Origin of the sequence: Actinopolyspora mzabensis (assembly GCF_900101095.1) — a bacterium.
GTDB classification, from domain to species: Bacteria; Actinomycetota; Actinomycetes; order Mycobacteriales; family Pseudonocardiaceae; genus Actinopolyspora; species Actinopolyspora mzabensis.
Genome location: NZ_FNFM01000004.1, coordinates 339,537 through 351,649 on the forward strand (window position 1 = coordinate 339,537; position 12,113 = coordinate 351,649).

The 12,113-nt window shown below is 66.8% G+C and carries 11 protein-coding genes; 5 read left to right on the forward strand and 6 right to left on the reverse strand.

Annotated elements, in window-relative coordinates:
• Positions 1-11 precede the first annotated feature (11 nt).
• The 4 genes from BLR41_RS08655 (at position 12) to BLR41_RS08670 (ending at position 3,808) form a co-directional block, all read left to right on the forward strand.
• Entirely contained in the window at positions 12-767 is a 756-nt protein-coding gene (locus tag BLR41_RS08655; RefSeq protein ID WP_092627462.1) for an SDR family oxidoreductase, read from the forward strand.
• Positions 768-922: 155 nt separating this feature from the next.
• Positions 923-1,693, forward strand: a complete 771-nt coding sequence (locus BLR41_RS08660) for an SDR family oxidoreductase (RefSeq protein ID WP_092627463.1) — start codon at positions 923-925, stop codon at positions 1,691-1,693.
• 209 nt (positions 1,694-1,902) lie between these two features.
• Positions 1,903-2,535 (forward strand): TetR/AcrR family transcriptional regulator, encoded by a 633-nt coding sequence (locus BLR41_RS08665; protein ID WP_092627464.1) that lies wholly within the window; start codon positions 1,903-1,905, stop codon positions 2,533-2,535.
• 286 nt (positions 2,536-2,821) lie between these two features.
• On the forward strand, positions 2,822-3,808 hold the full coding sequence (locus tag BLR41_RS08670; protein WP_092627465.1) for an NADPH:quinone oxidoreductase family protein: 987 nt from the start codon (positions 2,822-2,824) through the stop codon (positions 3,806-3,808).
• A 175-nt stretch (positions 3,809-3,983) separates the two neighbouring features.
• On the opposite strand, the gene BLR41_RS08675 is transcribed toward BLR41_RS08670, so the two are convergent.
• The 4 genes from BLR41_RS08675 to BLR41_RS08690 all read right to left on the reverse strand — a co-directional run bounded on the left by BLR41_RS08675 (position 3,984) and on the right by BLR41_RS08690 (position 7,513).
• The gene (locus tag BLR41_RS08675; RefSeq protein WP_092627466.1) at positions 3,984-4,436 is read right to left on the reverse strand and encodes a MaoC family dehydratase; all 453 of its coding nucleotides are present in this window, start codon (positions 4,434-4,436) and stop codon (positions 3,984-3,986) included.
• 162 nt (positions 4,437-4,598) lie between these two features.
• Positions 4,599-5,807 (reverse strand): acyl-CoA dehydrogenase family protein, encoded by a 1,209-nt coding sequence (locus tag BLR41_RS08680; RefSeq protein WP_092627467.1) that lies wholly within the window; start codon positions 5,805-5,807, stop codon positions 4,599-4,601.
• Positions 5,808-6,848: a phosphotransferase family protein gene (locus BLR41_RS08685; protein ID WP_092627468.1), complete on the reverse strand. Its 1,041-nt coding sequence runs from the start codon at positions 6,846-6,848 to the stop codon at positions 5,808-5,810.
• 2 nt (positions 6,849-6,850) lie between these two features.
• Positions 6,851-7,513, reverse strand: a complete 663-nt coding sequence (locus tag BLR41_RS08690; RefSeq protein WP_092627597.1) for an HAD family hydrolase — start codon at positions 7,511-7,513, stop codon at positions 6,851-6,853.
• A gap of 408 nt (positions 7,514-7,921) precedes the next feature.
• On the opposite strand from BLR41_RS08690, the gene BLR41_RS08695 reads away from it, so the two are divergent.
• Positions 7,922-8,563 (forward strand): cyclase, encoded by a 642-nt coding sequence (locus tag BLR41_RS08695; protein ID WP_092627469.1) that lies wholly within the window; start codon positions 7,922-7,924, stop codon positions 8,561-8,563.
• A gap of 68 nt (positions 8,564-8,631) precedes the next feature.
• On the opposite strand, the gene BLR41_RS08700 is transcribed toward BLR41_RS08695, so the two are convergent.
• Complete coding sequence (locus tag BLR41_RS08700; protein WP_092627470.1) at positions 8,632-10,185, reverse strand: GMC family oxidoreductase; 1,554 nt, start codon at positions 10,183-10,185, stop codon at positions 8,632-8,634.
• Between the two features lie 223 nt (positions 10,186-10,408).
• Entirely contained in the window at positions 10,409-11,956 is a 1,548-nt protein-coding gene (locus tag BLR41_RS08705; protein WP_092627471.1) for an aldehyde dehydrogenase family protein, read from the reverse strand.
• Between the last annotated feature and the right edge of the window lie 157 nt (positions 11,957-12,113).

The window sequence follows — 12,113 nt, forward strand, 5'->3', positions numbered from 1 at the left end:
AGAGGAAACGTATGAGCAAGCGGTTCGACGGTCGGGTGGCGATCGTCACCGGTGCGAGCAGGGGAATCGGTTTCGGTATCGCACAGCGCCTGGTGTCCGAGGGCGCCCGGGTGTGCATCACGGCGCGTAAACCCGATGCGCTGCAGGAGGCCGTCGAGGAACTCGGCGGTGCGGAACACGCGATCGCGGTGGCGGGCAAGGCCGACGACAGCGAGCACCAGTCCGACGCGGTCGACCGCACCCTGCGCACTTTCGGCCGTGTCGACATGCTGGTCAACAACACCGGGATCAACCCCGCTTACGGCCCGCTGATCGAGCTCGATCACGAAATCGCCCGCAAGACCTTCGAGGTCAACGTCCTGGCTTCGCTGGCCTGGACCCAGTTGGTCCACCGGAAGTGGATGTCCGCCAACGGCGGTGCGGTACTCAACGTCACCTCGCTGGCCGGGTCGAATCCGGCCCCCGGCATCGGGTACTACGGAGCGACCAAGGCGATGCTGAGCCACGTCACGCGTGAGCTGGCCGTCGAGCTCGGCCCGGACGTGCGTGTCAACGCGGTTGCCCCCGCGGTGGTCAAGACGCAGTTCGCCACCGCGCTCTATCAGGACAACGAGGCAGAGGTCGCCGAACAGTACCCGATGCGCAGGCTCGGGGTGCCCTCCGATGTTTCCGGCGCCGCCGCCTACCTGCTTTCCGACGAGGCGTCCTGGGTAACGGGCCAGATCCTGACCCTGGACGGCGGGGTATCGCTCACCGGCGGGATGTGAACGCCTGCGGCCGGTAAGCCCGGGCGGGGCTCGCGGCACCCGCGCGGAGCGGTTGATCACCGCGTCGCGGGGCTCGCCCGGCGCGGTGTCCGAATCGACAGCGCGGGCGTCCGAATCGACAGGAAGTTTCGTAACGACGGGGACAGGAGGTCGGCATGCGACTGGCCGGTTCCGTGGCCGTGATCACCGGCGCGGGCAACGGTATAGGCGCCTCGATGAGTCGCGAGTTCGCTTCACGGGGTGCGAGTGTGGTCGTCAACGACATCGACGGTGCCGCGGCGCGGGAAGTGGCCGAGGAGGTCGGCGGTACGGCCGTGGTCGGAGACGCGGCCGGTGAGTCCGGGGCGCGTGAACTCGTCGACACCGCGTTGGAGCGTTACGGCGGCATCGACCTGTTCTGCGCCAACGCCGGTGTGGCCACCGCGGGTGGTCCGGAGGCCCCCGAGGAGGACTGGGACAGGGCGTGGCAGATCAATGTCATGTCGCACGTGCGTGCGGCACGTGCGGTGCTGCCGCACTGGCTGGAGGCGGGCGGCGGTCACTTCCTGGCGACGGTCTCGGCCGCCGGTCTGCTCACCATGCTCGGAGCCGCGCCTTACTCGGTGACCAAGCACGCTTCACTGGGATTCGCCGAATGGTTGTCGGCGACCTACGCCGATCGAGGTGTCACGGTGCAGGCACTGTGCCCGCAGGGTGTGCGGACCGGAATGCTCGCCGACAGTGGTCAGACGGGGCGGCGGCTGCTCGACGCCGATGCCGTCGAGCCCACCAAGGTAGCCGAGGTCGTCGCGGATTCGCTGGGTGGGGAGTTCTTGATCCTGCCGCATCCCGACGTGGCCGGACATTATGTTCAGCGCGCAACGGACCCGGATCGCTGGTTGTCCGGGATGCGCTCACTGCGTAGGAAGATCGAACGGCCCGACTGAGATCGGTCACTTCGGCTCGGGGCCGCGGCAGACTCCGGGACCGGGCTCGACGACGTGGTGGTGACCTACAGCCGTTCGACGACAACCACTACGTGACGGGAGCCGGGTCGGAGTGAGCCCTCGTAGCCGGGCCCGTCGACGGACGCGTACGGGGACCGACCGGTCGGTACCCTGTTGGGTACCCAGTGGCAGCAGTCAGGGAGGAAGCGATGGCACCGAGCTCGTTCACCGAGGAAGGCGGGGAGCCCGTCGCCCGGACGCAACCCAGTGGGCAGGAGCCGGTGCCGCAGCGGCTGCTGAGTGCGGCCACGCGACTGTTCGCCGAGCAGGGGTTCGAGACGACCTCGGTGCAACAGATCGTGGACGCGGCCGGGGTCACCAAGGGAGCCATGTACCACTACTTCGGCTCCAAGGACGACCTGCTCTACGAGATCTACGCGCGAGTGCTGCGCGTGCAGATGTCTCGGATGGAACAGGCGGCGGACAGTTCGGAGTCCGTCGAGCGGCGACTCCGCGCGGTGGCCGCGGACGTCGTGGTGACCACGGTCGCCTACCTGGAGGACACCGTGATCTTCTTCCGTTCCATGCACCTGTTGCATGCCGACAAGCAGGCCGAGGTACGCGCCGAGCGTCGGCGCTACCACGAACGAGTGAGGCAATTGATCGAGGAGGGACAACGTGCCGGAGTGTTCCGCGCGGATCGTTCTCCCGAGCTCGTGGTCGATTTCTTCTTCGGCGCCGTGCATCACCTCGGCAGCTGGTACCGCAGGGACGGGCCGATGAGCGGGGAGCAGGTGGGTGATCAGTTCGCGGACCTGCTGTTGGACGCGTTGCGGGCCTGAGAGGCGCGAGAAGCGCCGTGCAGGTTGTTCCCCGCGAGAAACCACTGGGCAAACGGCGTACCGACCGGTCGGTGCAATGCCTGTCGCTCCGGCGTGACCCCCCGCAGGTCCGTTGTGCGGTTACCGAGCGGGCGGGGTCGGCGGTTGGTCGACACGCAGATACCGCCGGACGGAACCATAGTCCCGAACAAGTCTCGGGCGGTCGAACAAGTTCTGTCGTGAACTCCCGGAGTTCGGATCGCTCCCGCGGCCGCCGCGGTCGCGGGACAAATGTTGGAGGTGACCAGTGCAGGCACTCAGAGTTTCGGAACTGGGCGAACCGCGGGACGTGCTCGAACTCGTCGAGTCCCCCTTACCGCAGCCCGGCCCGAATCAGGTTCTGGTTCGGGTGGCGGCCGCTCCGGTGAACTTCCCCGACGCGTTGATGTGTCGGGGCCAGTACCAGGTCAAGCCGGAAACGCCCTTCACCCCTGGTGTGGAGCTCTGCGGTGAGATCGTCGAGCTCGGCTCGGGGGTCGGCGGTTTCAGCACCGGGGAACGGGTCATCGGAGCCGGTGCCGTACCTACCGGGGGATTCGCGGAGTACGCCCTCATGGACGCCGCGCGTACCTTCCCCGCACCCTCCGCCCTGTCCGATGCCGAGGCCGCTTCGTTGTTCATCGGATATCAGACCGGCTGGTTCGGGCTGCACCGTCGGGGCGCGCTGCGGGAGGGCGAGACGCTGCTCGTCCACGCGGCCTCCGGCGGGGTGGGAAGTGCCGCGGTCCAGCTCGGCAAGGCAGCCGGGGCCACCGTGATCGGAGTCGTGGGCGGGCCGGAAAAGGCCGAGGTGGCCCGCGAGCTCGGCGCCGATGTGGTGATCGACCGACGCAGTGAGGACTTCGTGAGGGTGGTCAAGGAGACGACCGGCGGTCGAGGGGCCGACGTGATCTACGATCCGGTCGGCGGGGAGACCTACGAGCGGTCCACCAAGTGCGTCGCCTTCGAAGGACGAATCCTGATCATCGGCTTCGCGAGTGGGAAGATCCCGACTCCCGGGCTGAACCACGCCTTGATCAAGAACTATTCGATCGTCGGGCTGCACTGGGGACTCTACAACGAGCGTGACCCGGCGGCCGTCCGCGAGGCCCACGACGGCCTCTCTCGTATGGCCGACGAGGGCAGGATTTCCCCGCTGGTCAGCCGGCGGATCGGACTGTCGGAACTGGCCGAGGCCACGCAATCGGTGGCCGACGGCCACACCGTCGGACGGGTGGTTTACGCCAACTCGTAACCGCATCGTCCGGAAGGGCGGCGGGTGAGCAGGGCCGGAACGGCGATTTCGAGCCCGCCGCTCGGTACCTGACCGTTTCGGCCGCGACCGATCCGTCGTGAGCCGTCCGACCCGGCCCGGTCGCTCGTCCTCCTCGGCCGAGTGGCCGGGCCGGGTCGGTAGCGGAACCGCTCCGTCAGAACATCACCCGCGAGAGCACCTCGGCGACGCAGGCCGGTTTGTCCGCCCCGTCGATCTCCACCGTGGTGTGCAGTGTCAGCTGCGAGGCTTCGCCCGTTTCGGAGACGTCTGCGAGGCGGGAGCTCGCGCGCACGCGGCTGTTCACCGTAACCGGATTCGGGAAGCGGACCTTGTTCAGCCCGTAGTTGATGACCATCCTCGCGCCTCGTACGCCGTAGATCTCGGCGTTGAGTGCGCTGACCATGCTCAGCGTGAGAAATCCGTGCGCGATCGTGGTGCCGAACGGCCCGGCCGCGGCCCGTTCGGGATCGACGTGGATCCACTGGTGATCGCCGGTGGCCTCCGCGAACCGGTCGATCATGTCCTGGGTGACCGTCCACCAACCGCTGCTGCCCAGATCGGTGCCGCTGGCGGCGTGCAGTTCATCGGCGCTGCTGAACACGGTCATGGTGCTGCCTCCTGGTCGTCCTGCGTTGTCGTTCTCGTCGTGGGGGCCCGGTGCGTCTCGGCTTCCAGCGGTCGAACCCCGTCGTGCCGAATCCCGTGGGGCAGAGCCCGCTCCCAGCCGAACCCCGTCCGGTGTCGGGCGGGGTTCGAGGGTTTTCCGGTGTCACCGGTACTGCTTGAGTTCCCGGCGGGCCAGCGAACGGCGGTGTACCTCGTCGGGGCCGTCTACCAGGTGCAGCGTCCTGGCGTGCGCGTACAGATTGGCCAGAGGGGTGTCCTGGCTGACCCCCGCGCCGCCGTGCGCCTGAATGGCACGATCGATCACGGTGGTGGCCATCTCCGGCACCGCCACCTTGATCGCCTGGATCTCGGTGTGCGCACCGCGGTTGCCGACCGTGTCCATCAGCCAGGCCGTTTTCAGTACCAGCAGGCGAACCGATTCGATCCGTACCCGTGCCTCGGCGATCCAGTGCTGCACCACGCCCTGATCGGCCAGCGGACGTCCGAAGGCCTCCCGGTGCGTGACCCGACGGCACATCAGCTCCAGGGCCCGTTCGGCCATACCGATCGCACGCATGCAGTGGTGGATCCGACCGGGACCCAATCGGGCCTGCGCGATGGCGAATCCCTCGCCCTCGCCGGAGATGATGTTGGCGGCGGGAATCCGGACCTCGTCGAAGTCGATCTCGGCGTGGCCCCCGTGGTCACCGTCGGTGTAACCGAACACGTGCATACCCCGCCGTATCGTCACGCCGGGTGTGTCCACCGGGACCAGGATCATGCTCTGCTGCCGGTGTCGCTCGGCGGTCGGGTCGGTCTTGCCCATGACGATCAGTACCCGGCAGTTCGGATTCATCGCCCCGGACGACCACCACTTGCGTCCCGTGATGACGTACTCGTCGCCTTCCCGGCGAATCCGGGTGGCGATGTTGTTCGCGTCCGAGGAGGCTACGTCCGGTTCGGTCATGCAGAACGCCGAGCGGATCTCGCCACGTAGCAACGGCCCCAACCACTGCTCTTGCTGCCGCTGGTCACCGAACATGTCGAGTACTTCCATGTTTCCCGTGTCGGGTGCCGCGCAGTTCATCGCGGGCGGTGCCAGGTGCGGGCTGCGTCCGGTGATCTCGGCGAGCGGCGCGTACTGCAGATTCGTCAGCCCTGCCCCGTGATCGCCGGGCAGGAACAGGTTCCACAGTCCGCGCCGACGCGCCTCCTGCTTGAGATCCTCGACCACCGGTGGCACCGACCAGGGGGCGGCCGTGTCGCTCACCTGCCGCTCGAATTCCTCCTCCGCAGGGTGGACGTGGCTGGCCATGAAGGAGTTGATCTCCGAGCGCAGGTTCTCGGTGCGCTCGTCAAAAGTGAAATCCATTCATTTCTCCGAAATGTTGCTCAATCCTTGCTCGATCAACGGCTCGACCAGGGCGCCGACGTGCTCGAATCCCTCGCCGACGGTCTGACGCTGCGTGAAGCGGTAGTGGATTCCCTCCAGGATCACCGCGATCTTGAAAAAGCCGAAAGCCACGTACCAGTCCAGGTCGGAAGTGTCTACACTGCTGAGCTCGGCGTAGTGGCGCAGCATCTCGCGGGCGGAGGGAAAACCGAACTCCGGACCCACGCCCTTGGCGACAGGGTTGTCCGCGATGCCGCTGAATCCCTCCCAGTACACGACCAGCAGTCCGAGATCGGTGAGTGGATCACCGAGAGTGGCCATCTCCCAGTCGAGTACCGCCCGGATGGCGCAGTCCCCGTCGATCAGCACGTTGTCCAGCCGGTAGTCGCCGTGCACGATCGCCGTTCGTCCACCCGAGGGGACGTGGGCGGCCAGCCGGTCCCGCAGCTCGGTGACCCCGTGCAGCTCCCGCTGTTGCGAGGCCTCCAGTTGCTTGCTCCAGCGGCGAACCTGGCGCTGCAGGAAACCCTCGGGTTTGCCGAAGTCGCCGAGGCCGACCGACTCCGGATCCACGGCGTGCAGCCGCGCCAATACCTCGACCAGGTGCATCGCCAGGTCACGGCGCTGTTCGGAACTCAGCGCACGGGTGTGCTCCTCACTGCGGCACGCCCGCCCCGCGACCAGGTCCATAATGAAGAACGGCGCACCGATGACCTGTTCGTCCTCGCAGAGCAGGTACGTCCCGGGGACCGGCACGTCGGTTCCGGCGAGTGCGCTCATCACGCGGTATTCGCGGCTCATGTCGTGTGCGGTGGCCAGCACGTGACCGAGCGGGGGACGCCGTAGTACCCAGCTGTTCTTTCCGTCGCCGATCGCGTAGGTGAGGTTGGATCTTCCTCCCTGGATCAACTCGCCGTGCAACTCGCCGTCGATCAACCCCGGGTGATCGCGTTCCAGGTAGGAACGGAGTGCGCCGAGGTCCAGTCCCGGAGGTTGGGACGCCGTGGTCTCGTCGGACATGGTTACTCCTGCGGGTCGGGTGCGTCTAGGTCTGGGATGAGTTCGGTGAGACGGTTCCGGGTGCGCTTCGAGTCCTGATGCAGGATCGTGTGCATGCCGAGCTCCTCGGCGGCAGCGAGGTTGGCCCGCACGTCGTCGACGAACAGCGTGCGTTCCGGTGCCGTGTCCAGTCGCCGTAGCGCCAGGTGATAGATCCGGGGGTCCGGTTTGCGCAGGCCGACCTCGCCGGAGACGATCGCTTGATCGAACATCGGCCCCAGCCGTTGCCACGGATAGCTGTTGCCCCAGCTGTTGGACAGCAACCCCGTCCGGGTTCCCGAGTCGCGAAGTGTCGTGACCAGCCGCATCATCTCCTCGTCCGGCTCCATGAACGAGAACATCCTGGAAAGCAGCCCTTCGGCCACCACCCCTCGCTCGCCCGCGCGAAGCAGTCGTTCGGCGAGCATCCCGTCGAACTCCTCGAGTGAGAGCTCGCCGGTTTCGAGGAGGTGGAGCGGGGTGTCGTTCGGTGCGTTCCGGCCGACCCACTCCCGCAGGACTGCGGAGAAACTCTCGGGTCGGATACCCTCGGCACGCGCCCAGGACTCGACGGCCGTTCGGCCCGGTGTGGTGAGTACGCCCCCGTAGTCGAACACCACGGTGGTTATGGCGGGTTCGGTCCGCATGGTGCGGAGCATACCGACTAGCCGGTATGCTGGCCAGGGTTCCGACCCTCGCTCGTTTCACCCGGTTGTTCGGTCTCCGCTGCGGAGCGTCACGTCGCCTGCTCTTCCGGCGCCCTGGCTCGCCAGCGAACGGGCGAAAAACGAAGATACCTCGTTCGGCGGATCACGTGAACTGCGCGTAGGGATACTGCGTCAAAGGTGTGACTCCGCTCGGCCGGTTACTGCTGTGTTTCGGTGAAATTTCGCAGTCAATTGAATCACGACTCGTATCTATTTTTTCACCCCGTTTTCCCGGGGGCTGTTCGTCGTTATTGACGAAAAGCCCTACTGGTCGGTAGATATTTTGGTTGTCGCGCGGCATTTCATGTGGAATCCACGTTTCGGACAATCGTTTAAGAGGTGAGACCAATGGCATCTTCCATTCGTTCGGGCGGGACGCGCTTATTGGCGGCGGCTGCTTTCGCGGTCGCCCCCGTGATCGCTCTGGCCCAGCCCGCAGCCGCGGAGAGCTTCTCGCACAACTTCGAGTGCTCGGGCGATTCTCCGCTCGGTGAGCAGCAGTTCAGCTACCAGCAGGACTCGGAGGTCACCGCTCCGGCGAGTGTCGCCCCCGGTGAGCAGTTCGACATCGTCATCGACCCGACCGTCAACACCGTACCCTCCGAGGTCAACGGTTTCAGCGTGGAGCAGATCGACGGCCTGGACCTCAAGCTGCCGGTACCCGAGAACACGACCCACGTCTCGACCTCGCAGACCGGGGGATCCAATTTGGGCACTCCGGCGCCCACGATCGACGTGAGCAACGGAATCGCCACGTTGCACGTGTCCGGTCCGATCTCAGGTGGGGCGGAGTTCGAGCTTCCCACCGTGACCGCCACGCTGCAGGCGGGTAGCTCCGGTCCGATCGAGACCCATCTCTACGGCACCGCCTACGATGATCCGGGCCTGACGTTCAACGCACAGGTTTCCACGATTATCGGAAGCGTCGATGTTCCGACGAGTTGCTACCCCTCGCCCAATCCCGTGCTGACCACCACCAGCGTCAGCTGAACCGAAAAAACTGGAGGGCTTTCCGCGGAAAGCCCTCCAGTTTTTGTTCCGTCAATGTCACGCCGATGTCAGGCGGCATCTTCTTTCAGCATGTCGGAACATTTTTCACCGATCGCCATCGTGGTGATATTCGGATTCACCGCCACGAGGAATGGCATAGCCGAGGCGTCGGCCACCCGTAAACCGTGCACTCCCTTCACCCGCAGCCTGGCGTCCAGCGGCGCGTCGTCGCCGCTACCCATCGGAACCGAGGCAGCCGGGTGATACACCGTGTTGTGCGTGGCACGCAGATAGTCGGCGATCTCGTCGTCGGAAACCACATCCGGTCCGGGATGCAGTTCGGCTCCCGCCCACTCTCGCATGGCGGGCTGGCCCACGATCTCGCGTGCCAGTTTGACGCCGTGGGTCATCACCCTGATGTCGTGCGGGTCGGTGAAGTAACGCGGATCCACGGCGGGTTTGTCCCGGAAGTCCCTGCTGCGCAGGCGCACCGTTCCCACCGAACGGCTCCGCGTGACGTTCGGCGTCAGGCAGAACCCGTTCTCCGTGCTCGGATATCCCTGCCGCACGGTGTGCATGTCGAACGGCACCGAGCCGAAGTGGAACATCAGATCGGGGCGATCGAGGCCGGCCTCGGTGGTCGTGAAGATACCGATCTCCCACCACTGGGTGGAGTCCTGCACCATCGGCTTGGCCGCGTCCCAGCCGATCACCCCCTCGGGGTGGTCCTGCAGATTCGAACCCACCCCGGGGGAGTCGACCAGCACGTCCACCCCGACCGAACGAAGGTGTTCGGCGGGACCGATACCGGACAGCATCAGCAGCTTCGGAGTGTCGATGGCGCCCGAGCTGAGTACCACCTCCCGCCGCGCGGTGACCCGGTCGGTTCGGATGCCGTCGGCCGCCAGGTATTCCACTCCCGTGGCCCGGTTCCCCTCGAAGACCACCCGCTTGACCCTGGCGTCGGTGCGCACGTGCAGGTTCGGACGATTGCCCATGATCGGATGCAGGTACGACACCGAGGAGGACGCCCTGGTGCCGTCCTCGTGGGCGTTGATCTGGAACCAGTTGGCACCGTGGGTGACCGTCCGGCCGGAATTGAACTCCGTGATCGGGATGCCGGTCTGTTCACAGGCACGCAGCAGCGCACTGCCGCAGGGGTCATTCGGCGGAACGTTGCGCAGTCGGACCGGCCCCTGGTGACCGTGATGTTCCGAAGGCGACTCGTTGTTCTCCAGCCTGCGGTAAAGCGGGAAGACGTCCGCCGCGCTCCAGCCCGTGGCCCCCAACGACTCCCACTCGTCGAGGTCCTCCGCCGGGGCCCAGAAGGCGATGCAGGAGTTGTGCGAGGAACAACCGCCGAGCACTTTCGCACGCGCGTGCCGCATGAAGGAGTTGCCGCTTTCCTGCGGCTCGATCGGGTAGTCCCAGTCGAAGCCGGACTCCAGCAGCGACATCCACTGCTTCAGTTCCAGGACCTCGCGTTTGTCCTGGTCGGTGGGGCCGGCCTCCAGCAGGCACACCGTGATGTCCGGGTCCTCCGACAGCCGTGCGGCGAGCGCGGCTCCTCCGCTGCCGCCACCCACGACGACGTAGTCGAAAGCGGTCGCCTCATCACTCATCGTTGCTCTCCTGTTCTGTGCACGACACCGCGATACGCCCGGGCGCGTCGAAGCGGGGAAGCTCGCCGGCTCGCCCCGCAGCTGTCGGACGGGTCGGCGCGGGTGGATCCGGCGCGGTTGGTGCCGGGCGTCGGTGGTTCGGGGGATTTCGGAGTCGAGACGGCGGAACGAGTCGTTCTCCTCGGTGGTCACGTCGGTCCTCGACGCCCCGAGGCGGGGGAACTCACTCGTCGGGTTGCTGTCCCGCGAACCAGTACTGCGGTCCCGGACGGAGGTTCTGGTAGACGTGCTTGGCCTCCTGGTACTCCCGGAGACCGCCGCCACCCAGCTCACGTCCGATACCGGACTGCTTGAAGCCACCCCACTCGGCCTGGGGGAGGTAGGGGTGGAAGTCGTTGATCCACACGGTTCCGTGCCGCAGCCGTCCGGCTACCCGCTGCGCCTTGCTCACATCGGAGGTGAACACCGCACCGGCCAGGCCGTAGTGCGTGTCGTTGGCGATGCGCACGGCCTCGTCCTCGTCGTGGAAACGTTCCACGGTCAGCACCGGTCCGAAGGACTCCTCCGACACGGCGGCCGAGCCCTGCCGCACCTCGTCGAGCACGGTGGGCAGGTAGAAGTAGCCCGCTTGCAGGTCGGCGGCCTCCGGCCGGCTCCCGCCGGTACGCAGCACCGCTCCCTCATCGATCGAGCGAGCCACGTAGTCCTCGACCTTGGCGCGGTGTTCGGCCGAGATCAGCGGGCCGGACTCGGCGGTCTCGTCGAAGGGGCCGCCGAGTTCGATGCGCTCGGCGCGCCGCACGATCTCGTCGACCAGTGCGTCGTGGATCTCGTCCTGCACGATCAGTCGGGCACCCGCCGAGCAGACCTGACCGGAGTGCAGGAAGATCGCGGTCAACGCGTAGTCCACCGCGGTTTCGAAGTCCGCGTCGGCGAACACGACGTTCGGGTTCTTCCCGCCCAGCTCGAGGGCGACCCGCTTAACGGTGGCGGCGGCCGAGGCGGCGATCTTCCGGCCGGTGTGCAGTCCCCCCGTGAACGAGACCAGGTCGACGTCGGGGTGTTCCGCGAGCGGGGCTCCGGTCTCGGCGCCGTTGCCGAGAACCAGGTTGCCCACTCCCGCCGGCATGCCCGCCTCGCGGAGTGCGCGCAGCAGCAGTATCGCGGTGCTGGGGGTCAATTCACTGGGCTTGAGCACGAAGGTGTTGCCCGCGGCGAGAGCGGGGGCGACCTTCCAGGCCACCTGCAGCAGCGGGAAGTTCCAGGGCGTGATCAGGCCGCACACGCCGACCGGTTCGTAGTCGACCCTGCTGATGGCCTCGGTGGAACCGGTGTTGACGACGTGGCCCGCGTCGGTTCCGGCGATCTTGCCGTAGTAGCGGAAGCACGCGGCGATGTCGTCCATGTCGTAGCCGCTCTCGACCAGCCGCTTACCGGTGTCGAGCGACTCCGCGCGGGCGAATTCCGCACGGTCGCGTACCAGGATCTCACTCACCCGTAGCAGCAGGTCGCCGCGTTCCCAGGGCGAGGTGGCGGACCACGTGCCCTCGTCGAACGCGGCTCGGGCCGCCGCTATGGCGCGTTCGGCGTCCGTGCGGTCGCCCTCGGAGACCGTGAGCACCGGAGAACCGTCGGCGGGGCAGCGGATCTCCCGGGTCTTCCCGGCCGAGCCCGCCTGCCACACACCGTCGATGAGCAGGGTGCCGGAAGCGGTCGGATCCCCGGTTCGCGTGGCGATCGACTCGTTCGGCGGGGCGTGGGTCTGCGACATAGTGAGTTTCCCGTCGAGGCTGCTTGCTTGCTTTCCGAGTGGCACGCACCCGGCCGCTCGGCCGTGCCCGGCAACACTCGGTGGGGTCACCGCGGCGACGGTGAGCGCTTCTCAGGTTTCGTCCGGTCCGGACGGGGGTGTCCCGTCGCCGTGTGGT